At 71.0% G+C, this 23,296-nt stretch carries 24 protein-coding genes; 11 read left to right on the plus strand and 13 right to left on the minus strand.

Features of this window, described 5'->3' with window-relative positions; translation table 11 throughout:
* Positions 1-2: 2 nt before the first annotated feature.
* The 5 genes from ACTMTU_RS25800 to ACTMTU_RS25820 all read right to left on the minus strand — a co-directional run bounded on the left by ACTMTU_RS25800 (position 3) and on the right by ACTMTU_RS25820 (position 4,494).
* Entirely contained in the window at positions 3-1,292 is a 1,290-nt protein-coding gene (locus tag ACTMTU_RS25800) for a DUF6986 family protein (protein ID WP_441265831.1), read from the minus strand.
* A gap of 171 nt (positions 1,293-1,463) precedes the next feature.
* Positions 1,464-2,426, minus strand: coding sequence for an electron transfer flavoprotein subunit alpha/FixB family protein (locus tag ACTMTU_RS25805; protein ID WP_441265832.1), 963 nt, complete (start codon positions 2,424-2,426; stop codon positions 1,464-1,466).
* 57 nt (positions 2,427-2,483) lie between these two features.
* Positions 2,484-3,269 (minus strand): electron transfer flavoprotein subunit beta/FixA family protein, encoded by a 786-nt coding sequence (locus ACTMTU_RS25810; protein ID WP_441265833.1) that lies wholly within the window; start codon positions 3,267-3,269, stop codon positions 2,484-2,486.
* A gap of 195 nt (positions 3,270-3,464) precedes the next feature.
* Positions 3,465-3,971 (minus strand): flavin reductase family protein, encoded by a 507-nt coding sequence (locus ACTMTU_RS25815; protein WP_441265834.1) that lies wholly within the window; start codon positions 3,969-3,971, stop codon positions 3,465-3,467.
* Positions 3,972-4,167: 196 nt separating this feature from the next.
* On the minus strand, positions 4,168-4,494 hold the full coding sequence (locus ACTMTU_RS25820) for a TlpA family protein disulfide reductase (RefSeq protein WP_441265835.1): 327 nt from the start codon (positions 4,492-4,494) through the stop codon (positions 4,168-4,170).
* A gap of 257 nt (positions 4,495-4,751) precedes the next feature.
* On the opposite strand from ACTMTU_RS25820, the gene ACTMTU_RS25825 reads away from it, so the two are divergent.
* Positions 4,752-5,474, plus strand: a complete 723-nt coding sequence (locus ACTMTU_RS25825) for a lysophospholipid acyltransferase family protein (RefSeq protein ID WP_441265836.1) — start codon at positions 4,752-4,754, stop codon at positions 5,472-5,474.
* A 23-nt stretch (positions 5,475-5,497) separates the two neighbouring features.
* Here ACTMTU_RS25825 and ACTMTU_RS25830 read toward each other — a convergent pair whose 3' ends face one another.
* From ACTMTU_RS25830 to ACTMTU_RS25850, 5 genes are all read right to left on the minus strand, one after another.
* A complete protein-coding gene (locus ACTMTU_RS25830; protein ID WP_441265837.1) occupies positions 5,498-6,190 on the minus strand; it encodes a B3/B4 domain-containing protein in 693 nt (230 codons plus the stop codon).
* Positions 6,191-6,211: 21 nt separating this feature from the next.
* Positions 6,212-6,787: a transglutaminase-like domain-containing protein gene (locus tag ACTMTU_RS25835; protein ID WP_441265838.1), complete on the minus strand. Its 576-nt coding sequence runs from the start codon at positions 6,785-6,787 to the stop codon at positions 6,212-6,214.
* Positions 6,788-6,865: 78 nt separating this feature from the next.
* Positions 6,866-7,951: a threonine aldolase family protein gene (locus ACTMTU_RS25840; protein WP_441265839.1), complete on the minus strand. Its 1,086-nt coding sequence runs from the start codon at positions 7,949-7,951 to the stop codon at positions 6,866-6,868.
* On the minus strand, positions 7,930-8,685 hold the full coding sequence (locus ACTMTU_RS25845; protein WP_441265995.1) for an SDR family NAD(P)-dependent oxidoreductase: 756 nt from the start codon (positions 8,683-8,685) through the stop codon (positions 7,930-7,932). Before ACTMTU_RS25845 ends, ACTMTU_RS25840 begins: the two co-directional genes overlap by 22 nt.
* Before the next feature lie 26 nt (positions 8,686-8,711).
* Positions 8,712-10,109, minus strand: coding sequence for a DUF6421 family protein (locus tag ACTMTU_RS25850; RefSeq protein ID WP_441265840.1), 1,398 nt, complete (start codon positions 10,107-10,109; stop codon positions 8,712-8,714).
* Between the two features lie 387 nt (positions 10,110-10,496).
* Between ACTMTU_RS25850 and ACTMTU_RS25855 the strand changes: the two genes are divergently transcribed.
* Positions 10,497-11,180: a glycerophosphodiester phosphodiesterase gene (locus ACTMTU_RS25855; protein ID WP_441265841.1), complete on the plus strand. Its 684-nt coding sequence runs from the start codon at positions 10,497-10,499 to the stop codon at positions 11,178-11,180.
* 66 nt (positions 11,181-11,246) lie between these two features.
* Here ACTMTU_RS25855 and ACTMTU_RS25860 read toward each other — a convergent pair whose 3' ends face one another.
* Complete coding sequence (locus ACTMTU_RS25860) at positions 11,247-11,798, minus strand: GNAT family N-acetyltransferase (protein ID WP_441265842.1); 552 nt, start codon at positions 11,796-11,798, stop codon at positions 11,247-11,249.
* Positions 11,799-12,017: 219 nt separating this feature from the next.
* Between ACTMTU_RS25860 and ACTMTU_RS25865 the strand changes: the two genes are divergently transcribed.
* The 5 genes from ACTMTU_RS25865 to ACTMTU_RS25885 all read left to right on the plus strand — a co-directional run bounded on the left by ACTMTU_RS25865 (position 12,018) and on the right by ACTMTU_RS25885 (position 15,908).
* The gene (locus ACTMTU_RS25865) at positions 12,018-12,569 is read left to right on the plus strand and encodes a DUF5134 domain-containing protein (RefSeq protein ID WP_441265996.1); all 552 of its coding nucleotides are present in this window, start codon (positions 12,018-12,020) and stop codon (positions 12,567-12,569) included.
* Between the two features lie 104 nt (positions 12,570-12,673).
* Positions 12,674-13,609, plus strand: a complete 936-nt coding sequence (locus ACTMTU_RS25870; RefSeq protein ID WP_441265843.1) for a M56 family metallopeptidase — start codon at positions 12,674-12,676, stop codon at positions 13,607-13,609.
* A gap of 32 nt (positions 13,610-13,641) precedes the next feature.
* Positions 13,642-14,373, plus strand: a complete 732-nt coding sequence (locus ACTMTU_RS25875; protein ID WP_441265844.1) for a phosphatase PAP2 family protein — start codon at positions 13,642-13,644, stop codon at positions 14,371-14,373.
* Between the two features lie 18 nt (positions 14,374-14,391).
* Positions 14,392-15,102 (plus strand): HAD family hydrolase, encoded by a 711-nt coding sequence (locus ACTMTU_RS25880; protein WP_441265845.1) that lies wholly within the window; start codon positions 14,392-14,394, stop codon positions 15,100-15,102.
* 152 nt (positions 15,103-15,254) lie between these two features.
* Positions 15,255-15,908 carry a TetR/AcrR family transcriptional regulator gene (locus ACTMTU_RS25885; RefSeq protein WP_441265846.1) on the plus strand — a complete coding sequence of 218 codons (654 nt, stop codon included), beginning with the start codon at positions 15,255-15,257 and terminating at the stop codon, positions 15,906-15,908.
* Here the strand turns inward: ACTMTU_RS25885 and ACTMTU_RS25890 are convergent.
* Positions 15,884-17,395, minus strand: a complete 1,512-nt coding sequence (locus ACTMTU_RS25890) for an LVIVD repeat-containing protein (RefSeq protein ID WP_441265847.1) — start codon at positions 17,393-17,395, stop codon at positions 15,884-15,886. The genes ACTMTU_RS25885 and ACTMTU_RS25890 overlap by 25 nt on opposite strands.
* A 182-nt stretch (positions 17,396-17,577) precedes the next feature.
* Between ACTMTU_RS25890 and ACTMTU_RS25895 the strand changes: the two genes are divergently transcribed.
* The gene (locus tag ACTMTU_RS25895; protein WP_441265848.1) at positions 17,578-18,243 is read left to right on the plus strand and encodes a DUF305 domain-containing protein; all 666 of its coding nucleotides are present in this window, start codon (positions 17,578-17,580) and stop codon (positions 18,241-18,243) included.
* Positions 18,244-18,620: 377 nt separating this feature from the next.
* Complete coding sequence (locus tag ACTMTU_RS25900; protein ID WP_441265849.1) at positions 18,621-19,994, plus strand: FAD-dependent oxidoreductase; 1,374 nt, start codon at positions 18,621-18,623, stop codon at positions 19,992-19,994.
* Positions 19,995-20,069: 75 nt separating this feature from the next.
* Here the strand turns inward: ACTMTU_RS25900 and ACTMTU_RS25905 are convergent, their stop codons facing one another.
* A complete protein-coding gene (locus tag ACTMTU_RS25905; protein WP_441265850.1) occupies positions 20,070-20,420 on the minus strand; it encodes an ArsR/SmtB family transcription factor in 351 nt (116 codons plus the stop codon).
* A 200-nt stretch (positions 20,421-20,620) separates the two neighbouring features.
* Between ACTMTU_RS25905 and ACTMTU_RS25910 the strand changes: the two genes are divergently transcribed.
* Together ACTMTU_RS25910 and ACTMTU_RS25915 are read left to right on the plus strand one after the other, a co-directional pair.
* Positions 20,621-21,700, plus strand: coding sequence for an NADH:flavin oxidoreductase/NADH oxidase (locus ACTMTU_RS25910; RefSeq protein WP_441265851.1), 1,080 nt, complete (start codon positions 20,621-20,623; stop codon positions 21,698-21,700).
* Positions 21,701-22,133: 433 nt separating this feature from the next.
* Positions 22,134-23,219, plus strand: a complete 1,086-nt coding sequence (locus ACTMTU_RS25915; RefSeq protein WP_441265852.1) for a WD40/YVTN/BNR-like repeat-containing protein — start codon at positions 22,134-22,136, stop codon at positions 23,217-23,219.
* Positions 23,220-23,296 lie beyond the last annotated feature (77 nt).

Consider the following 23,296-nt stretch of genomic DNA (forward strand, 5'->3'; position numbering starts at 1 on the left):
TGTTACCCGGCTGTGGCGGTCAGGTCGCCGCGCCGCGGCCGGGCGAAGCTGTCGAGCCCGGCACGGTCGAGGCCGGTCAGTCGGGCGACCTCCGCCTCGTCGAGGGCTCCGCAGTCGATGCCGCGCAGCAGGTAGGAGCTGAGCGCCTTGGCGGTGGCGGGTTCGTCCATGACGTCGCCGCCGACGTGGCCGGCGTAGGCGGCGAGGCGTGCCGCTGCCTGCTCGAAGCCCTCGCGGTAGAACGCGAACACGGCGGCGTACCGAGTGGGAAGGTGACCGGGGTGCATGTCCCAGCCCTGGTAGTAGGCGCGGCCGAGAGCGCGGCGGGTGAGGCCGTAGTGGAGCCGCCAGGCGTCGTGGACCTTCTCGATCGTTCCGACGGGCAGCACGTTGGTGGACCCGTCGCACACACGTACTCCGGTGCCGGCGGCGGCCACCTGCATGACGGCCTTGGCGTGGTCGGCGGCGGGGTGGTCGCTGGACTGGTAGGCCGCGCTGACGCCGAGGCAGGCGCTGTAGTCGAAGGTGCCGTAGTGGAGTCCGGTGGCCCGTCCCTCGGCCGCGTCGATCATGCGGGCGACGGTGGCGGTGCCGTCGGCGGCGAGGATCGACTGGCTCGTCTCGATCTGTATCTCGAAGCCGATGCGGCCGGGTTCCAGGCCGCGCGCCTTCTCGAACTCCTCGACGAGCCGCACCATGGCGGTGACCTGCTCGGTGTAGGTGACCTTGGGGAGGGTCAGGACGAGCCCGTCGGGCAGTCCTCCGCGTTCCATCAGGCCGGTGAGGAAGATGTCGAGGGTGCGGATGCCGCGGTCGCGTACGGCGGCCTCCATGCACTTCATCCGGATGCCCATGTACGGGGCGGCGGTGCCCTGTTCGTACGCCTCGGAGATCAGCCGCGCGGCGCGGGCGGCGTCCGCGTCTTCGTCGGCCCCCGTGTAGCCGTCCTCGAAGTCGACGCGCAGGTCCTCGATCGGCTCGCGCTCCAGTTTGGCGCGAACCCGGGTGTACACGGGCTCCGCGAGCTCGTCCGTGAGGCCGAGGACGCGCGCGAAGGTGCGGGCGTCGGGCGCGTGCTCGTCGAGTGCGGCGAGTGCCTGGTCGCCCCATGCGCGGATCGTGCCGGCGGCGAAGTCGTTGCCCGGGACGTAGACGGTGTGGACGGGCTGGCGGGTGCCCGGATCTCCGGGGTAGCGGCGGGCGAGTTCCGCGTCCACCGTCGCCAGGGAGGCGCTGATGCCCTCGCTGACCGCGCCCGCGAGGCTCGTCGCCACCTTCTCCTGCTGACCCATTCCCACACCCTTCGCACACTTCGGGATCCGTGGTTTCCGCATCACGGATTCAACATTCTGTTGAATGAAGTTAACGGGCGGCCGTGATCTGCGTCAATGGTCCCCCGGAACGGACCGGGGCCGCGCGGTGGCGAACACCGCGCGGCCCCGGGCCGGAAGACAACCTGCGGATCAGCCCTTGCGGGTCTTGACCTCTTCGGTCAGCTGCGGGACGACCTCGAAGAGGTCGCCGACCACGCCGTAGTCGACCAGGTCGAAGATCGGGGCCTCGGCGTCCTTGTTGATGGCCACGATGGTCTTCGAGGTCTGCATGCCGGCGCGGTGCTGGATCGCGCCGGAGATGCCGGAGGCGATGTACAGCTGCGGCGACACGGACTTGCCGGTCTGGCCGACCTGGTTGGTGTGCGGGTACCAGCCGGCGTCGACGGCGGCACGCGAGGCGCCCACGGCGGCGCCGAGGGAGTCGGCGAGCGCCTCGATGATCGCGAAGTTCTCGGCGCCGTTGACGCCACGGCCGCCGGAGACGACGATCGCGGCCTCGGTCAGCTCCGGGCGGCCGGTCGACTCACGCGGGGTGCGGGAGACGACCTTGGTGCCCGTGGCCTTCTCGGAGAACGACACGGACAGCGCCTCGACGGCGCCGGCGGCCGGGGCGGCCTCGACGGCGGCCGAGTTCGGCTTGACCGTGATGACCGGGGTGCCCTTGGTGATGCGGGACTTGGTGGTGAAGGACGCGGCGAACGCGGACTGCGTCGCGACCGGGCCCTCGTCGCCGGCCTCGAGGTCGACGGCGTCGGTGATGATGCCGGAGCCGATACGGACCGCGAGGCGGGCCGCGATCTCCTTGCCCTCGGCGGAGGACGGGACGAGCACGGCGGCCGGGGAGACGGCGTCGTACGCGGCCTGCAGCGCGTCCACCTTCGGGACGACCAGGTACTCGGCGAACTCGGGGGCGTCGGCCGTGAGGACCTTCACCGCGCCGTGCTCGGCGAGCGCGGCGGCGGTGTTCTCGGCACCGGAGCCGAGAGCGACGGCGACGGGCTCACCGATGCGGCGGGCCAGCGTCAGCAGCTCCAGGGTGGGCTTGCGGACGGCGCCGTCCACGTGGTCGACGTAGACGAGAACTTCAGCCATGGGACTTCTTCTCTCCTGCTTGCGAAGTATGAAGGGGGCGGTAGAGGGCCGAAGCCTCTAGATGAACTTCTGGCTCGCGAGGAACTCCGCGAGCTGCTTGCCGCCCTCGCCCTCGTCCTTGACGATCGTGCCGGCGGTGCGGGCCGGGCGCTCCGCGGCCGAGTCGACCTTGGTCCAGGCGCCCTCGAGGCCGACCTCTTCCGCGTCGATCTCGAGGTCCTCGAGGTCCAGGGACTCCACCGGCTTCTTCTTGGCGGCCATGATGCCCTTGAAGGACGGGTAGCGGGCCTCGCCCGACTGGTCCGTCACGGACACGACGGCCGGCAGGGACGCCTCGAGCTGCTCGCTGGCGGTGTCGCCGTCACGGCGGCCCTTCACGGTGCCGTCCTCGACGGAGACCTCGGAGAGCAGGGTGACCTGCGGGACACCCAGACGCTCGGCGAGGATCGCCGGCAGCACGCCCATGGTGCCGTCGGTGGAGGCCATGCCGCAGATGACCAGGTCGTAACCGGTCTTCTCGATCGCCTTCGCGAGCACCAGCGAGGTGCCCATGACGTCGGAGCCGTGCAGGTCGTCGTCCTCGACGTGGACGGCCTTGTCGGCACCCATGGACAGCGCCTTGCGCAGCGCGTCCTTCGCGTCCTCGGGGCCGACGGTCAGCACGGTGACCTCGGCATCGTCCGCCTCGTCCGCGATCTGCAGCGCCTGCTCGACCGCGTACTCATCCAGCTCCGACAGCAGGCCGTCGACGTCGTCGCGGTCGACGGTCAGGTCATCGGCGAAGTGCCGGTCGCCGGTGGCGTCGGGCACGTACTTCACACAGACAACGATCCTCAGGCTCACGCCGGCTCTCCTACTGCATCGTCTCTACTGGACTGCCTTGTGAACGCAGCATAGGCGTCCGATGGGGCGGATCCCGGTCGGGGCGGGCCGCGCTCCGAACGAAATATTACTCGTCAGTACACCCAGTGTGTTCCCGCTAAGCAAGCGCTTTGCACTGTGACCTTGACAACGGAGTGTCCGCCGCCTCCGCACAGTTCACTCCCGCAGAGCGGTGAAGCGTCCCTGGTGGTACAGCAGCGGCCGGCCGCCGCCCGCCGGATCCCCGACGACCGCCTCGGCGATCACGATGCGATGGTCACCCGCGGGCACCCGGGCCACGACACGGCACACCATCCAGGCAAGCACACCGTCCAGCACGGGGACACCTTCCGGCCCGGCGCGCCAGCTCGTCGGCGGCGCGAAGCGGTCGGCGCCGCTGCGGGCGAAGGTGGCGGCCAGCTCGCGCTGGTGCTCGCCGAGTATGTGCACGCCGACATGTCCGGCCTCCGCGACGACGGGCCAGCTGGAGGAGCCGGTGCCCACACCGAACGAGATCAGCGGCGGCTCGGCCGCGACGGAGGTGAGCGAGGTCGCGGTGAATCCGACCGGACGCGGGCCCGCAGCGGTGATCACCGCGACACCTGCGGCGTGCTGCCGGAAGACCGAGCGCAGGAGGTCGGGAGAGGCGAGCTGAGCGGCGCCGAGATCGGGCGAGGCCGTCATCGAGTGTTCCTTCTTGGGGAGCGGACTATGCGACTGCGGCTGCACGGGCAGCCTGACAGCGCGCGCTCGCGTCACGGGAGAGATCGGCATGAACCCGCCCGTCGAGAAGGAGTTCTGGATGCACGGAAGCCAGCCTGGCGATACATGGCGTACACAGTCAAGTGCGCACCGGAAGGTGCGACCAGGGTCACGGGCGTCATATCGCCCGCCCCAGCGCGGCGATGACATCGGCCTTACGGGGCGTACCGGAAGCCCTGGTGACGATCCGTCCGCCGGCGTCGAGGACCAGCACGGTCGGCGTGCTCTCGATTCCGAGTTCGCGCACAAGGGCGAGTTGGTCCTCTGCGTCGATCTCGACATGGACCACTCCACCGACCATCGCGGCGACGTCGGCGAGGATGCGCCTGGTGGCCCGGCAGGGCTGGCAGAAGGCGGTGGAGAACTGGACGAGGGTGGCGCGCTCGCCCGGTCGTCGGCCCAGCTCCGGTGCGCCCAGCCGTCGTTCCGCGTCCTGTCCGCGCACCGTCTCCGCCTTCCGCCGTGCTCCATGCGTTCACTTCCCCGAGGTGCAGCGTTCCCGGCCCGGCGGGGATTCCCGCAGGCCGCCGCCGGTGGCCGGGTTCCCGTGCGTGGAGTGACGAGAATCTCGCGCCCGCGGGCGTCCAGGACTGGTCAGCACGGCGCACATGGGGCACGATCGGCCCAAAGCCGAAAACCTACGGCTGCGTAACTTCCAACCGGGCGAACCCTCCCCGGGCGTGACGAAAGGGTCCTCCCCCCATGGCAGAGCTCGTCTATCGGCCGGTCATCGGCGCCGCTCTCACGATGTTCAAGGCGCTCGACCTGAAGATCGACACTCAGGGGTCGGAGAACATTCCACGCACGGGCGGAGCGGTGCTGGTCAGCAATCACATCAGCTATCTGGACTTCATCTTCACCGGCCTCGGCGCCCTGCCTCAGAAGCGCCTGGTGCGTTTCATGGCGAAGGAATCGGTCTTCCGCCACAAGGTCTCCGGCCCGCTGATGCGGGGCATGAAGCACATCCCCGTGGACCGCAAGCAGGGCGAGGCGGCGTACGCGCACGCGTTGGACTCGCTGCGCTCGGGCGAGATCGTGGGCGTCTTCCCCGAGGCGACGATCTCCCAGTCGTTCACGCTCAAGTCGTTCAAGTCGGGTGCGGCGCGGCTCGCGCAGGAGGCCGGCGTCCCGCTGATCCCGATGGCGCTGTGGGGTACGCAGCGGCTGTGGACCAAGGGCCGGCCGCGCAACTTCCGGCGCTCCCACATCCCTGTGACCATCCGCGTCGGCGAGCCCCTCGAGGCGCCCTCCGACCAGTACGCGGGCGCGATCACCCGGCGGCTGCGCGAGCGTGTCCAGGAACTGCTCGAGGCCGCGCAGCGCGCCTACCCCGTACGCCCCAGGGACGCGGCCGACACCTGGTGGGTGCCCGCCCACCTCGGCGGCACGGCTCCCACGGCCGCCGAGGTCCGCGAGGCGCACTGACCTGCCCGTCCGGACAGGAGGCCCTAGCGCGGATCATGGACGGTGATCCGCGCCCCCGGGCTCAGCTTCTCCAGTGACTCGGCGAGTTCGGCGGCCGCGGTCGCGGCCTCGCCGCCCGCCGCGGGGCCCATGCCCTCGAGCAGGAACAGGGCGTTCACCGAGTCCTCCGTCAGCCGGGTGCGCACTCCCTGGCGCCAGTTCCAGCGACGGCAGGTGACGCCTTCGTCGTCGCACCAGACGACTTCACCGGGTTCCGGGTGTTCGACAATCTCCTCGCCACCCGCCACGGTGACGAACGGCTCCTGCCCTGTGGCCCTGACGAGCCTCATGCCGCCCGCGATCCGGTCGGTGTCCTCGCCGCCGACGGGGATCAGGTGCGCCACGCTGATGGCGTTGTAGACGTCGACCAGGACGTTGATCCGGGGCAGCCCGCCGTCCGCGAGCGCCCTCCTGGCCAGCGCCTCCGCCGAGTTGCGGGTCCGGGACGGCTTGGCGCCGAACGCCGTGTAGGCCTCGCGCCACGCGGCCATGCCGGGGTCCTCGTGGGGCGCGCGCCCGTCGAGGCGGTTCACGAGCCGGCGGGCGGCCTCGTCGAGGAGCGCAGAACTCCCGTCACTGCTGGGGCCGTTGGTGAGCCCGTTCGCCTCGACGGCGACGTGGGTGAAGCCGGGCGCGATTGCGCGTACGTCGTCGGACACGGTGAGCCGGAGTGTCATCGCCTGCTTGCCTCGAACTTCTCAGAGGGAGGCCGGGAGCGCCTTCCACAGACGTTCCCGGTCGGGAGCCTTTTGGAGGGCTTCCAGGACCACGGGGTGCGGTGCAGCATAGAGTACCGGGTAGTCCATGTCACTGGACTCAGGTCGCGGGGTGTACGGCAGCCGCTCCCCGGTCAGCGAGAACGGCACGGACCCACCGGGCCGACCGCCCCTGGGGTCCTGACGGTGCCAGGCCCCGCGGAAGCGCACCGCCACCAGGCCGTGCACCACACCGTCCAGCCGCTGGTAGCACAGGGCCGCCGGGATGTCCTCGGCGCGCAGCAGGGCGGCCAGCGCGTGGGACTTGGCGTAGCAGATGCCGGTGCGCTGCCGCAGCACGTCGGAGGCACGCCAGGTGACCCGCGGGTCGCCCGTGTCGTGCGAGTGCGGTATGGCGTCACGGACGTACTCGTAAGCGATCTTGGCGTATACGTATGAGTCAGCAGCTTGGCGCGCCAGCTCGGCGGCGACCTCGCGAACGATCTGATGGTCGTGGTCGATGGCATCGTCAGCAGCCAAATAGGCCGAGAGTTCCGGGTCTTGCTGGATGAGCTCCATGACCGGGGAGCATAGAAAGACGGCCGACCGACAGTCAATGACTTATCGGTCGGCCGTATATCTATGCAGCGGCCTGGTTCAGGGCCGACGCGCCATCTCTTCCTTCAGCGCCTGGAGGAAGGCGTCCACGTCGTCCTCCGTGGTGTCGAACGAGCACATCCAGCGCACGTCGCCGGCCGCCTCGTCCCAGAAGTAGAACCTGAAGCGCTTCTGCAGCCGCTCGCTGACGTCGTGCGGCAGCCGCGCGAAGACGGCGTTCGCCTGCACCGGGTAGAGGATCTCCACCCCGTCCACCGAGCGCACTCCGTCCGCGAGCCGCTGGGCCATGGCGTTGGAGTGCCGGGCGTTGCGCAGCCACAGGTCCTTGGCGAGCAGCGCCTCCAGCTGCACGGAGACGAAGCGCATCTTCGAGGCGAGCTGCATGGAGAGCTTGCGGAGATGCTTCATGTGGCTGACCGCGTCCGGATCGAGGACGACGACCGCCTCACCGAAGAGCATGCCGTTCTTGGTGCCGCCGAAGGACAGGACATCGACGCCGACGGCGTTGGTGAAGGCCCGCATGGGCACGTTCAGCGACGCCGCGGCGTTGGCTATCCGGGCCCCGTCGAGATGGACCTTCATGCCGCGGCCGTGGGCGTGGGCGACGATCGCGCGGATCTCGTCCACGGTGTAGACGGTGCCCAGCTCGGTGTTCTGGGTGATCGACACCACCTGCGGCATGGCCCGGTGCTCGTCGTCCCAGCCCCACGCCTGCCGGTCGATGAGCTCGGGCGTGAGCTTGCCGTCCGGCGTGGGCACGGTCAGCAGCTTCAGCCCGCCCATGCGCTCCGGCGCGCCGCCCTCGTCGACGTTGATGTGGGCCGACTCGGCGCAGATCACGGCGCCCCATCGGTCGGTGAGCGCCTGGAGCGCGGTCACGTTGGCGCCGGTGCCGTTGAAGACCGGGAAGGCCTCGGCGGTCGGGCCGAAGTGGCTGTGGACGACACGCTGGAGATGGTCGGTGTACTCGTCCTCGCCGTAGGCGACCTGGTGGCCGCCGTTGGCGAGGGCGAGCGCGGCCAGGATCTCCGGGTGGGCACCCGCGTAGTTGTCGCTGGCGAACCCGCGCACGGACGGGTCGTGGTGGCGCCGTGCGTCGGTCTTTACGGTTCGGGGGTCAGCCACAGACGCTGTCCATTCACTTCCTGTGCGGGGCGGCCCCAGACTCCGGCGATGGCGTCGGCCAGCTCCGTCACGTCGGTGAAGCCCGCGAACTTCGCATTGGGACGCTCGGCGCGCATGGCGTCGTGCACCAGTGCCTTGACGACCAGGATGGCAGCAGCGGCCTTCGGGCCCTGCTCGCCCCCCGCCTTGCGGAACGAGTCGGCGAGGGCCAGCGTCCACGCCTCAGCGGCGGCCTTGGACGCCGCGTACGCCGCGTTGCCCGCCGTGGGCTTGCTCGCCCCGGCGGCGCTGATCAGCAGGTACCGGCCCTTGTCGCTGCGCAGCAGACCGTCGTGGAAGGCGAGCGAGGTGTTCTGGACGGTACGGATCAGCAGCTTCTCCAGCAGCTCCCAGTCGGCGGGGTTGCTCTCGGTGAAGGAGGCGCTGCCGCGCCAGCCGCCCACGAGGTGGACCAGTCCGTCGATCCGGCCGAACTCCTTCTCCGTCTTGTCGGCCCACTCGCGGGCGGCGCCCAGGTCGAGCAGGTCGACGGTGTCGCCGGTGACGGTGGCACCGCCGTGGGCGTACCTGGCCGCGTCCACGGCCTCGGCGAGCCGCTGGGCGTCGGCGTCGGAGGCGACGACGACGGCGCCCGCCTCGGCCAGCCGGAGCAGGGTGGCCCGGCCGGCGGGACCGGCCGCGCCGGCCACCGCGATCACCGCGCCTTCCAGGGCGCCACTGCCGTTGGTGTCCATGCTGGTCGCCTCCTCGGTTCGAGAGCTCACGCGGCAGCCCCCGGAGCGGAAGCGGCGGTGATCCCCTTGGTGGAGGCGATCACGTTCTTCAGCTTCTTGGAGAGCGCCTCATAGAACATGCTCAGCGGAAACTCGTCCGGAAGCACGTCATCCACGAGCTTACGAGGCGGCAGCGTCAGATCGAGGGCGTCGGGCCCCTTGGCCCAGCGCGACCCGGGGTGCGGGGCGAGGTAGGTGGAGACCAGGTCGTACGCGGCGAACCAGTGGACCAGCTTCGGGCGGTCGATGCCTTCGCGGTAGAGCTTCTCGATCTCGCCGCAGAGCTGGTTGGTGACCTGCGGGGCACGCTCCCAGTCGATCTTCAGGGTGTTGTCGGTCCAGCGGACGACGTCGTGCTTGTGCAGGTAGGCGAAGAGCAGCTGGCCGCCGAGGCCGTCGTAGTTGCGCACCCGGTCGCCGGTCACGGGGAAGCGGAACATGCGGTCGAAGAGCACCGCGTACTGCACGTCACGGCCGTGCGGGTTGCCCTCGGCCTCCAGCTTCACGGCCTCCTTGAAGGCGGTGAGGTCGCAGCGCAGCTCCTCCAGGCCGTACATCCAGAACGGCTGGCGCTGCTTGATCATGAACGGGTCGAACGGCAGGTCGCCGTGGCTGTGGGTGCGGTCGTGGACCATGTCCCAGAGCACGAAGGCCTGCTCGCACCGCTTCTGGTCGGCGACCATCTCCCGGATGTCCTCGGGCAGTTCGAGACCGAGCACCCGCACGGCCTCTTCGGTGACGGCGCGGAAACGGGCCGCCTCGCGGTCGCAGAAGATGCCGCCCCAGGTGAAGCGCTCGGGCGCCTCACGCACGGCGATGGTCTCGGGGAAGAGCACCGCGGAGTTGGTGTCGTAGCCGGCGGTGAAGTCCTCGAACGTGATGCCGCAGAAGAGCGGGTTGTCGTAGCGGGTGCGCTCGAGCTCGGCGAGCCACTCGGGCCACACCATCTTGAGGACGACCGCCTCGAGGTTGCGGTCGGGGTTGCCGTTCTGCGTGTACATCGGGAAGACGACCAGGTGCCGCAGTCCGTCCTCGCGGGAGGCGGCGGGCTGGAAGGCGAGCAGCGAGTCCAGGAAGTCCGGCACCGTGAAGCCCGCGTCGGCCCACTTGCGCAGGTCGGCGACGAGGGCACGGTGGTATGCGGCGTCGTGCGGGAGCAGCGGGGAAAGGTCCTCCACCGCGCCGATCACACGCTCCACGGCGGCCTCGGCGTCCGTGCGGGAGGGCGCGTCGTCAGCGTCGAAGTCGATCGAGCCGTCCTTGGACTGCCAGGGGCGGATCTCTTCGACGGCATTCTTGAGCAACGTCCAGCTCGAATGGCCGACCACCGGGCCGGCGTGGGATATGCCCCCTGCGGCCACATCCTGCACAAGAATTTCCGTCATGTCACTTCCTCCACAGGAGAACCTCGCGTCAAGACACCGTATCCATGTGCGGTTCTCCCTCACAAGTCCGAGTGAGGGAAATTATCCTGCGTGACCCCCATGATCGCCGCAGTTTTTGCGGTGACAGGTGCGCATCACGACTGCATCGGTGCCCGATCAGGGCCCGAAGGGCCGGTCCACGTCAAGCGTCCGGAAGACTCGCCCACGCACGGGTGACGGGCCCGCGGAGGCTGCGGTCCGCAGGCCGCTGACGCCGTCGGTGTGCGGCTTCCGGACACCCCGCGCGCGAGCGGTTCCGTCTCCGGGAGGGGCCGTTAGGCTGCCTCGGTACCGCCGGGCGCCGGGCTGCGTCCCGCGGGAGCCGCCGTCGACGGAAGCGAGAGAATCTTGACTTTCCTCACCATCGGTCATCGCGGGGTCATGGGCGTCGAGCCGGAGAACACCCTGCGTTCCTTCGTCCGCGCCGAGCAGGCCGGCATGGACGCCATCGAACTCGATCTGCATCTGAGCAAGGACGGCGCGCTCGCCGTCATGCACGACGCCGACGTTGACCGCACGACCGACGGAAGCGGCTCCATCGCCGAGATGACGCTGGCCGAGCTGCGTCAGCTCGACGCGGGCGGCGGCCAGCAGGTGCCGGTGTTCGAAGAGGTTCTCGACGCCGTGCGGTGCCCGCTCCAGGCCGAGATCAAGGACGTGGCCGCCGCGCGCGCCCTGGCCGAGGTGATGCGCAGGCGCGATCTCGTGCCCCGGGTGGAGGTCTCCTCGTTCCACGACGACGCGATCGCCGAGATCTCCGCGCTGGTGCCCGGGGTGCGCACGGTACTGATCGCCAGCCGCTGGGGCGGTGACATCACGGACCGGGCGAAGGCCGTCGGCGCCCAAGCCCTGGCGTTGAACATCCGCAGGCTGACGCTGGAGACCGTCGAGGTGGCGCACGCCGAGGGACTGCGGGTAATCGGCTGGGTGGTCAACACCCAGGAGCATCTGCGGCTGGTGCGCGCCCTCGAGCTCGACGGCGCGACCACGGACTTCCCCGAGATCCGGCGCACCGGCCGTTTCACGGCCTGACCACCGCCCGCTCCCGCGCTCGCCGGCACCGCCGTGGCACCGGCGGGCGCGCCCGGGACAGATCGCTCAGGCGAGGGTCTTCACCAGCAGCTCGAAGGCGAGATCGTCGCGCCGGGGAATGCCGAACCGCTCGTCGCCGTACGGGAAGGGAGTCATCCGGCCCGTACGGCGGTAGCCGCGGCGCTCGTACCAGGCGATCAGGTCCTCACGCACGGAGATCACCGTCATGTGCATCTCCGCCACGCCCCAGGTCTCGCGCACGCTGCGCTCCGCCTCCGCGATGATCCTGCGGCCCAGACCGGCGCCCTGAAGGTCCGGGCGGACCGCGAACATGCCGAAGTAGGCGGCCTCGCCACGGTGCTCGAGCTGGCAGCAGGCCACCGGCTCCCCGTCCCGTTCGACGACCATCAGACGGCTGCCGGGGGCGGTGATGACCTCGCGCACCCCCTGCGGGTCGGTGCGCTGCCCGCCGAGGATGTCCGCTTCGGAGGTCCAGCCCGCGCGGCTCGCCTCCCCGCGGTACGCCGACTCGATCAGCGCGACGAGCGCCGGTACGTCGGCCTCGGCCGCGTCGCGGTAGGTGAGCTCGGCCGAGTCCCTGGGCGGGGCGGTGTCCATGGAGTGGCTCCGTTCCAACGGGGTGCGGTCGGCACGAGAGTAACCCGGCCCCCCGCACACGCCCCGAGCCGGTCCGCCGTGAGCCCTCGTGCGCTCGCCGCACTCCCCTCGCGCCTCCGTGCACTCCCCCGTACCCCCGTGCGCTCGCGTACGGGGGTACGGGAGGTGGGCATCGACTCCTCGACCGCCGCCGAGGCCGGCCGAAGGGGGAGGTACGCCGTGCACGGACCCGCGATGTCCGGCTGGCTGCTCATGGTGCTGTGCACCGCGACCGGCCTGTACTGCCTGATCCGGATGCGCAGTTGCCGAGGGCCGGACAGGAAGGCGGCGGGCGGCGAGGCGCTGATGGGACTCGGCATGGCGGCGATGGCCGTGCCCGCCACCGTGTTCACCCCGCCGAGCTGGCACTGGATGGTGTACGCGGTCGTGTTCGGCGCGGCGGCGGTGCACGCGGTGCGGCCCGCCGGGCACGGCGCGCGTCATCTCCACCATGCCGTCGGCTGCCTGGCGATGGTCTACATGGCGGCCGCGATGGGCGGCACGGGCGCTCACGGGGCGCACACGGCCGGCGGCGTCCCGCTCCTCACCGGCGTGCTGCTCCTCTACTTCGCCGGATACGTACTCCGCTCCGGCCCCAGGCTCATACCGCTCGCCCCGGCGGGCGGAGGCACGGTCCCCGTCGCGGATCCGGCCGGTTCGCGGCCCGAGTTGGTGCCGGCCTGCCGGGTCTCCATGGCGACGGCCATGCTGGTGATGCTGCTGGCCATGTGACGGGTGCTGCCGTGCGAGCGGGGCCGTATGTACCGTCCGTGGCGTGCGTCACTTGACGCGCACGGGCATACCCGCAGGTAGCTCCGCGCTCATAGGCTGCCTCCATGATGGTCTCGCTCGCGCTGCTGCTGCTCGGCGCACTGGCCGCCGTCGTCGCCCCGCGCCTCGTGTCGCGTGCCGACTGGCCGGAGCGCGAGCCCGTCGTCGCCCTCTGGGTCTGGCAGTGCGTGGTCGCCTCCGTGCTGTTGTCGTTCGCGCTCTCCATGATGTTCAGCGCTGCCGCCGCCTGGCAGCTGGTGCGCGGCCCCGTCTTCGCGTCCGCACCGCACGGCGTCGTCGAGGCGTACGCGCTCGGGGCGAACGAGACATGGTCCGCCGCCCTCGCCGTGGTCCTGGCATGTGGCGGCGTGTGGACCGGGGCCATGCTGGCGAGGGAGATCCATCTGGCGCATGTCCGGCGCAAGCGGCAGCGCGCCGAGTTGCTCGTGCGCTCCCCCCTGATGCCGGACGAGGTCCCGGGAAGCGAGCCCCTGGTCGTCCTGGAGGCGGAGCGGCCGGACGCGTGGTGGCTGCCGGGCGCCGCGCCGCAGCTGGTCATCACCACCGCGGCGTTGCGGCGGCTGAAGGGCCGCCAGCTCGACGCGGTGCTGGCGCACGAGCAGGGCCACGCACGGGCCAGGCACGACTGGCTGCTGCACTGCTCGGCCGCGCTGGCCAACGGATTTCCGCAGATCCCGGTCTTCGCCGCCTTCCGTGACGAGATGCACCGGCTGGTCGAGCTGGCGGCCGACGACGTCGCCTCACGACGCTTCGGCCGGCTGACGATCGCGCTGGCCCTGGTCGAACTGAACGAGGAACGCGGCGTGTTCGGCCCCTGCCCGACGCCCGGAGCGCAGCTGCCGCAGCGCGTGAACAGGCTGCTGACCCCGGTGCCCCGGCTCACTCCGGCCCGCCGGCTGCGGCTGACGGCGGCCGCCGCTCTGGTGCCGGTGGTTCCGCTGCTCGTGGCCTTCGTGCCAGGACTGCGCGCGCTGGGATAGCCGTACGGCCACGAAGAAGACAGGATTTATTCATGTCTTCCCCCCACTCCACGGACCCCGCTGCCCCCCACCGCACGAAAGACACCTCCCCCCGCACCGCGCGGTCGCGACGGGCGCCCCGGACGAGCGCCCTGTGCGTGCGCACCTGTGCGGTGACCGCCGCGCTGAGCGCCCTGCTGCTCGCGGCGGTCGCCGTCACCTGGTCACCGCTGATCTCCTTCGACCGTGCGGTGGTGGACGCACTGCACACCTCCGCGGTCCAGGAGCCGACGTTCACGCACGTCAACCGCGTACTGACCGACTGGGTGTGGGACCCGTGGACCATGCGGCTGCTGTCCGCCGCGGCGGTCGTGTGGCTGTGGCTGCGCGGGGAACGCCTCCTCGCGATGTGGGTGGCGCTCGCCAGCGTCCTCGGCACGGGCCTCCAGCAGGGCATGAAGGCGCTCGTCGGGCGGGAGCGGCCGCTGTGGCCGGACCCCGTCGATTCGGCGCACTACGCGGCGTTCCCGTCCGGGCACGCCATGACCGCCGTGGTCACCTGCGGGCTGCTGCTCTGGCTCTGCAGGCGGCGGGGCATGGCCGCGGGCGCCTGGATGTGGTGCGTCGCCGTCGCGGCCGTCTCCGTCCTCGGCGTCGGCTTCACCCGGCTCTATCTGGGAGTCCACTGGCCCTCCGACGTGGTCGGCGGCTGGCTCCTCGGGGCGTGCGTCGTCGCTCTCGCCGTGGCCTCCTACGGGCGGGTGGCCTTGTCCCGCGGTCACTGAGCAGCCGAGGATCCGGGCATGACGATCAGGACTGTTCTCTTCGACTTCTCCGGGACGCTCTTCCGTATCGAGTCGGCCCGCAGCTGGCTCCGCGCGGTGCTGCGAGAGCACGGGGCCTCCCTGCCCGAGGACGAACTCGACCGGTGCGCCCGACGGTTGGAGGCGGCCGGCGCACTGCCGGGCGGCGCCCACCCGGAGCGGATCCCCGGTCATCTGGCCGAACTGTGGGCGGCGCGGGACACGGACACGGCCCGGCACCGGGCGGCATACACAGGACTGGCGCGCGAGGTGCCCCTGCCGGACGAGGCCCTGTACGACGCCCTCTACGACCGACATATGACTCCGGGGGCCTGGAGCCCCTACCCGGACGCCGCGGAGGTGCTGCGCGGCCTGCGCGAACGGGGCATCGGCGTCGGAGTGGTCAGCAACATCGGCTGGGACCTGCGCCCGGTCTTCCGGGCCCACGGCCTCGCGGAGCTGGTCGACACGTACACCCTGTCGTTCGAGCACGGCGTGCAGAAACCCGATGCCCGGCTGTTCCGGACGGCGTGCGAAGGGCTCGGCCGCGATCCGCGGGAGGTGCTGATGGTGGGCGACGACCGCCGGGCCGACGGCGGCGCCGCGGAGCTGGGCTGCGCCGTCCACTTCGTGGACCACCTGCCGGCGGACGAACGGCCCGCGGGGCTACTTCCGGTGCTCGGACTCGTCGACCGGCGGCCCGCGCCGTAGGAGACTGGAAGCAGAACAAAGCCACCCGAACCGGACGATCCCCCGCGTCGCCCGGTTCGGGCAGCACCACCCGCCGGCCCCGGCCCCCGAGGGCCGGACGACGGGACGCGCTGAGTATATTGGCTGAGAGCCAGTCAACGCAGGAGCCAAGCATGTCCCCGCGAAGCGCATCGGTCAATGAAGAGCTTCGTCGACGTTCTCGCCAGCGGCTTCTGCAGGCGACGGTGGAGCTGGTCGACGAGCGAGGTTACGAGGCCACGACCCTCGGTGACATCGCCGACCGGGCCGGTTCCGCACGGGGTCTCGTCTCGTACTACTTCCCGGGCAAACGGCAACTGTTGCAGTCCGCCGTGCACCGGCTGATGCACCTCACGCTCGAGGAGGCGTTGGAGAGGGAACCACGCACCGGCGACGGCCGCGAGCGGCTGGCCAGGGCCATCGACGCCATCCTCGGCCTCGCGACCGACCATCCCGTGCTGATGCGCACGCACATGGCGGGACTCCTGCAGGCCGACGGCTTCGTGCAGTGCCCGGAGCAGCAGCGGCTCGCCGGACTGCTGCGGGACACGGTGGAGCGCTACGGATCACGGGACGTCGACACCGACTATCCGCTGCTGCGCGGGCTGCTGATGGGGGCCGTCTTCGCCCTGCTGCTGCCCGGCGTACCGATGCCCCGCGCGCGGCTGCGCGCGGAGCTGTTCCAGCGGTACGGGCTGGACTGGGAACTGGGTGCCCCGCCGGGCGGTCTCCCGCCCGGCGGAGCGCCGGATCACATACCGGATCAGTCGTCGAAGTCGTCGAAGTAGTCCGGCTGCGTCTGCACGTTGAGCTCGTGCATCCGCACCTTCGCGCCGGCGTCGGTGCGCCGGTCGCTGATCTTCAGGACGTCGAAGCCCTTGGCCATGTCGTTGGAGTAGATGTAGCCGTTGTAGTAGTACGCGGACCAGGAACCGCCGCCGGACAGCCTGTCGGTGGTCAGCGGGCCGCGCTCGAAGTAGGCGATCTCCTTCGGCTTCGAGGAGTCGGTGAAGTCCCACACGGAGACGCCGCCCTGGTACCAGGCCTGGACCATGATGTCGCGGCCCTTGACCGGGATCAGGGAGCCGTTGTGGGCCACGCAGTTCTCGGTCGCGGCCTGGTGGCGCGGGATCTTGAAGTAGCTGCGGAAGACCAGCTTGCGCTTGTCGCCCTTGCCCGCGATGTCGTAGATGCCGTCCGCGCCGCGGTTCGGGCCGATCTCGGCGTTGCAGGTGGCGGCGCCGCCGCCGCCGAGCTCGTCGGTGAAGACGACCTTGTTCGCCTTCTGGTTGAAGCTGGCGGAGTGCCAGAACGCGAAGTTGACGTTGTCCTGGACCCGGTCGATGACCCTCGGGTGCTCCGGGTCCTCGATGTCGAACAGGATGCCGTCACCCATGCAGGCGCCGGCGGCCAGGTCCTTGGAGGGCAGCACGGTGATGTCGTGGCAGCCCGTGGTCTTGGAGACGCCCGGGTTGGTGGGTGCGCCCGGGTTGCCGCCGCCGTCGGGTCCCTCGCCCGGGAAGAGCACTGGGAAGTTCACGATCGCCGACTTCTCCGGGGCCTTGCGCGGCACCTTGATGACGGAGATCCCGTCGTGCGGGGGCTGGCAGTCGGGGAACGCGGCGTTCGGCGAGTACGAGGAGACGTACACGTAGACGTTCTTGCGCTCGGGCACCAGCGTGTGGGTGTGCGAACCGCACGCCGTCTCGACCGCGGCGACGTACTTCGGGTTCTTCTTGTCGCTGATGTCGAAGATCTTCATGCCCTCCCAGGACGACTTCTCGGTCGCCGGCTGGGACGTGCTGTTGCAGGAGTTGTCGCTCCGCGAGGAGTCGGTGGACAGGAACAGCAGGTCGCCGGAGACGCTGATGTCGTTCTGCGATCCCGGACACAGGACCTGCGAAACGGTCTTCGGACGCTCAGGATTGCTGATGTCGTAGATGACGAAGCCGTCGTAGTTGCCGGCGAACGCGTACCTGCCCTGGAAGGCCAGGTCCGAATTGGTGCCGGTGAGCGCGGCCTTGGGGATGTTCGTCACGTGCTCGATGTTGTCGCTGTGGACGACCTCGTCCACGCCGGGTATCTCGCCGTCGCGGATCGCCGACCTGGTCTCCGCCGACTCGCTCGCCGAGATGCTCTCGCGGACGGTGGCGTCTCCCGGATCGGGAACGGCCGCCGCCGGGCCCGCCGCCAGCATCGTGGCGAGCAGTCCGGCCGCCGCCGCGGCGACACCCAGTCGTCTGCGTCGCACTCGGGTGGTGTGCAACAGGATCACTGCGGTCCTCCCCTGGTATCCGTTCTTGGTTGAACGGTTCACGGACCCCGGCAGTATCTTCCCTAGCATGCACATCTCAACAGATGGCAACACGGACGTAATCAAGGTTTCTGAGCGGCGACACGTGCGCAGTAAGTGAAGACGGCCGTCCCAAGAGGCCCGAGTTCCCCAGGAGGTCACCCGTGTTGAACCGCCCCCGTACCGCGCGTCCGCGCAGATCGGCCGTGGCCGTGGCGGTCGCCGTGGCCGTACTGGCCCTGGGCGCATGCCAGTCGGAGTCCGACGGCCCGAAAAAGGCGGCGGGCGAGGACAGACCCTCGGTGGTGGCGCCGGGGAAGCCAGGAGAGCCGGCCAAGACGCTCTCCGCGGAGGAGGCCGCCGCGGCACTGCCCGACGACAGCCCCAACTCCGCCGACTTCGGCTATGCGCAGATGATGATCGAACACCATGAGCAGGCGCTGCAGATGACGGCGCTCGCTCCGCAACGGGCCGAGTCGACACAGGTGAAACGGCTCGCGGAGCGAATATCCGCGGCACAGAAGCCCGAGATCGACGCGATGCGCGGCTGGCTCACGAACAACGGCGGCCCCAAGAAGGACGGCGCGCACGGGCACGACCACGGCGCGATGCCCGGGATGGCCACGCAGGCCCAGCTGAAGCAGCTGCGCGAGTCCGACGGCAGCGCCTTCGACGAGCTCTTCCTGAAGCTCATGATCACCCACCATCAGGGCGCCGTGACGATGGCCGCCGAGGTGCTGTCCGACGGGAACAACGTCCTGGTCGAGGAGATGGCCAACGACGTGATCGCCCAGCAGACGGCCGAGATCGGCCGGATGCGCAAGATGTGACGCGGGACGACGGGGCCGCGTCGCGTCGCATCGGAGCTGAGCGGACCGGGCTCCCCGGGGCGGACCGGTCCCACGGGCGGGCGCGGGGGCGCCCGCCCGTGGTGGCCGGGCCGGAGGGGTTACCCGGCGGACCGGGCTGCCGGTGGCGGGCGCGGCCTGCGCCGGGGCTGGAGCCCCTCGGGGTGCGCCGGGTCGGGCGGGTCACCCGGGGGCGCCCGGTCGCCCGGGGCGGACGCCGGGACGACCCGGGACGGAGGACGATGCGCCGGGGCAGAAGGGTGGCCTCGGAGCGCGACGGAAGGACGCGCGGGCGCAAGCCTCCCCAGGGACGCGCTCCGGTGCGATGCTGGAGATCCCCCTGCGGGAAGGAGCGCCACGTGCTTCGCGTCGCCGTCGTCGGATCGGGTCCCAGCGGGGTCTACGCCGCGCAGGCCCTCGTCGGCCAGACCGCTGTGCCCGATGTCCGGGTGCACATCCTGGACCGCCTCCCCTGCCCGTACGGACTCGTGCGCTACGGCGTGGCTCCCGACCACGAAAAGATCAAGTCGCTGCAGAACAGCCTGCGGGCGGTCCTCGAGGACGACCGGATCGACTTCCTGGGGAACGTCGAGGTCGGGAGGGCGGGGCTCGGTCCGGCGGAGCTGCTGCGGCTCTACCACGCGGTCGTGTACTGCGTGGGCGCGGCCAGGGACCGCAAGCTGGGCATTCCTGGCGAGGACCTTCCCGGCAGCCACTCCGCCACCGACTTCGTCTCCTGGTACAGCGCCCACCCCGACGCGGCCCCGGACGCCTTCGCCCTCGGGGCGCGGGCGGCGGTCGTCATCGGCGTGGGCAATGTGGCGGTCGACGTGGCACGCATCCTGGCGCGCGGCGCGGACGAGCTGCGCGGGACGGACGTTCCGGAGCGGGCGCTGGCGGCTCTGGCGGCCAGCCAGGTGCGCGATGTGCACATGGTGGGCAGGCGCGGCCCGTCGGGAGCCAAGTTCACCACCAAGGAGCTGCGGGAGCTGGGCGCACTGCCCTCGGCGGACGTCCTCGTGGACCCCGCGGATCTCGCGCTGGAGACGGCGTACGCCGATCCGGCCGCAGTGCCCGCGGTCGTGCGGCGCAACCTCACCGTCGTACGGGAGTGGGCCGCCAGGCCGCCGCAGGGCCGGCCGCGCCGCATCCATGTGCGGTTCTTCCTGCGGCCGGTGGAACTGCTGGAACGTGACGGACGGGTGGGCGGTGTCCGCTTCGAGCGGACGGAGCCGGACGGCACGGGCGGCGTGCGCGGGACGGGCGCGTACCAGGACATCGAGGCGCAGCTGGTGCTGCGCGCGGTGGGATACCGGGGCGTGCCGACGGAGGGGCTGCCGTTCGACGCCGATCGCGGTGTGGTGCCGAACGCCGCGGGACGGGTGCTGCGGGAGGGCCGATTCTCGCCCGGCGAGTACGTGGCGGGATGGATCAAGCGCGGACCGAACGGCGTGATCGGCACCAACCGCCCGTGCGCGAAGGAGACCGTCAACTCCCTGCTCGAGGACGCGGCGACGCTGGTGGGGCGGCCGGTCGCCGCTGATCCGGAGGCCGAACTCCGGACCTTGGGGCAACAGCCGGTGCGGTGGCGCGGGTGGCTCGCGATCGAGGAGGCGGAAGCGGCGCTGGGACGCGCCCTGGGCAGGCCGCCCGTCAAGATCCCGGACTGGGCGGGGCTGCTGGGAGCGGCACGGGGCGCCGGCTCGGGCGTGCCCGGCGAGGGCGGGCACTGACGGCCGTCGCGTCGGCGCCCGGCGTGTTCGACGGCGCCGGCAGCTGGCCCGGCCGAGGGCGTCGCGAGAGTCGTGTCAGACGTCGGTGAGGCGGCGTTCCTGGGCGTCCGCCGCCTCGAGCACCCGGTCGAGAAGGCCGGGGAACAGCGCTTCGAGGTCGTCCCGCCGCAGACCGTTCATCTTCGCCGTGCCCTGGTAGGTCTGGCGGATCACACCGTTCTCACGCAGCACACGGAAGTGGTGGGTGGTCGTCGACTTGGTGACCGGCAGCTCGATGTCGGAACAGCTCAGATCGGCCTCGCCCGCCGCGAGTTCGCGCACGACGCGCAGTCGCATCGGGTCGGAGAGGGCATGGAGCACGTTCTCCAGCCGGATCTCGTCCCGGCCGGGGTGGGCGAGCACTCGGGGGCTGGTCACGGTGGTCACGACGGCTCCGCTTCGTCCGGGGAGGTCCATGGTACGAGGCCCTTCGTAGTTCGACGCCTCGCGTGGTCCCCCTCCCGGGCCGGGTCCCCGCTCGGAATACGGCGAGTCCGTAGTTCGATATCCCTCGTAGTTTGACTTCCATCGTACTACGGTGTCTATCGTACGAGTGCACCGGACCCCTCTCCCGAACGGAGCCCGCAGTGAGCGCGTTGTTCGAGCCCTACGCCCTTCGGTCACTGACCATCCCCAACCGCGTCTGGATGGCGCCGATGTGCCAGTACAGCGCCGAGGTCTTCGGCCCGAACGCGGGCGTCGCCGGCGACTGGCACTTCGCCCACTACGCCGGCCGTGCCGCCGGCGGCACCGGGCTCATCCTCGTCGAGGCCACCGCGGTGAGCCCCGAAGGGCGCATCAGCCCCGCCGACCTCGGCATCTGGAACGACACGCAGGTCGCGGCGTTCCGCCGGATCACCGCGTTCCTCGAGAGCCAGGGCACGGTGCCCGGCATCCAGATCGCCCACGCCGGGCGCAAGGCCTCGACCGACCGGCCGTGGAACGGCGGCGAGCCGGTCGGTCCGGAACAGCACGGCTGGCAGCCCCTGGCGCCCAGCGCGATCCCCTTCGCCGAAGGGCATCCGGTACCGGACGAGCTGACCGGCGTACAGATCGCCGAGATCGTCGGGCAGTTCGCCGACGCGGCCCGTCGCGCCCTGGACGCCGGGTTCAAGGTCGCCGAGATCCACGGGGCGCACGGCTATCTGATCGGCGAATTCCTGTCACCGCACAGCAACCACCGCACCGACGAGTACGGGGGCTCCTTCGACAACCGCGTGCGCTTCGCGCTGGAGGTCGTGGACGCGGTACGCGGCGTCTGGCCGGAGGAACTGCCGCTGTTCTTCAGGATCTCCGCCACGGACTGGCTGGAAGAAGGCGGCTGGACGCCCGACGACACGGTCCGCTTCGCCTCGCTGTTGAAGGAGCACGGGGTGGACCTCCTGGACGTCTCCAGCGGCGGCAACGCAGCCGGCGTGCGCATCCCCACCGGCCCCGGCTACCAGGTTCCGTTCGCGGCCCGGGTCAAGGCGGAGACCGACCTGCCGGTGGCTGCCGTCGGCCTGATCACCGACGCGGAACAGGCGGAGAAGATCCTCGCCAACGGCGAGGCCGACGCGGTACTGCTCGGCCGCGAACTGCTCCGCAACCCCTCGTGGGCCCGCCACGCGGCGCGCGAACTCGGCGGCGAGGTGCACGTGCCGCAGCAGTACCACCGCTCCGTCTGAGCCGGGGCGCGGTCCTGGCCGCCGCTCGGCTGAGCGGGGGCATCCCGCGGCGCCGCTCGGTCTCAGCGAGGGCGGCCCGCGTCGCCGCCGCTCTGTCCGAGCGGGAGGCCGGCCGCGCCGCAGACGCAATCGGCGGACGACTGCGCGCGGACGACGGTCCCGGCAGCACGGGCCCGCGCGGACGCCCTTGCCTCGTGGACGCGCCACCGGCCTCCCGCCGGGGCGCGGCGCGGGCCCGGCGCACAAGTTTCCGTCCCACCGATGTCCGTCCCACCGATGAGTTCCGGGCCGGCCGGCGGTCAGCACTTGCATTGCCGGGCCGGCCTGGGTGACGGGCGCCCACCTGCGCCGAGAGCGTCCTGCGGGCCACTGTCGGTGGTCGGGTGCAGACTGGCCCACAACCGAGACAAAGGCGTCCTGGAGGTAGCAGGTCATGACCGATGTTCTTCTCACCGTGGGCACACGCAAAGGGCTCTTCATCGGCCGCAGGAGCGGCGGGACCTGGGAGTTCAGTGGCCCGCACTTCAACGCGCAGGCCGTGTACTCGATCGGCATCGACACCCGCCGGGCCGTCCCACGGCTGCTGGTCGGCGGCGACAGCGCCCACTGGGGCCCGTCGGTGTTCCACTCGGACGACCTGGGGAAGACCTGGATCGAGCCGCAGAAGCCGGCGGTCAAGTTCCCCCAGGACACGGGTGCGTCGCTGGAGCGTGTCTGGCAGCTGCACCCCGCCTCCGACGCCGACCCGGACGTGGTCTACGCGGGCACCGAGCCCGCGGCGCTCTTCCGCTCGGAGAACGGCGGCGACAGCTTCGAGCTGGTCCGGCCGCTGTGGGAGCACCCGACGCGTTCGCAGTGGGTGCCCGGTGGCGGCGGCGAGGCCGTCCACACCGTGATCACCGACCCGAGGGACCCGCTGGCCGTGACGGTCGCCGTGTCCACGGCCGGTGTGTTCCGCTCCCGTGACGGCGGGGAGAGCTGGGCCCCGTCGAACCAGGGCGTGTCGGCTGTCTTCCTGCCCGACCCGAACCCGGAGTTCGGCCAGTGCGTGCACAAGATCGCACAGGACGCCGTAGACCCCGACCGCCTGTATCTGCAGAACCACTGGGGCGTGTTCCGCAGCGACGACGCCGGGGCGAAGTGGACCGACATCGGCACGGGGTTGCCGTCCGACTTCGGCTTCGCCATGGCGGCCCATCCTCACCGCGCGAACACCGCGTACGTGTTCCCGATCACCGCCGACGCGGACCGCGTCCCCGCCGAGCGCCGCTGCCGCGTCTACCGCACCCGTGACGCGGGAGAGACCTGGGAGGCGCTGTCGGCCGGCCTGCCCGAGGGCGACCACTTCGGCACTGTGCTCCGGGACGCCCTGTGCACGGACGACGCCGACCCGGCGGGCGTCTACTTCGGCAACCGCAACGGCGAGGTGTACGCGAGCGCGGACGACGGCGACAGCTGGCAGCTGCTCGCCTCGCACCTCCCGGACGTTCTGTGCGTGCGGGCGGCCGTCATGAAATGACGCAGCTCGCTCACGGCCGTCCCGAGGCTGCTTGATCGCCGGCGCCGGGGTGCGGCGGAGGGAGGAGGTGCCCGGCG

Origin of the sequence: Streptomyces sp. OZ13 (assembly GCF_052068155.1) — a bacterium.
In the GTDB taxonomy this organism is placed as follows: domain Bacteria; phylum Actinomycetota; class Actinomycetes; order Streptomycetales; family Streptomycetaceae; genus Streptomyces.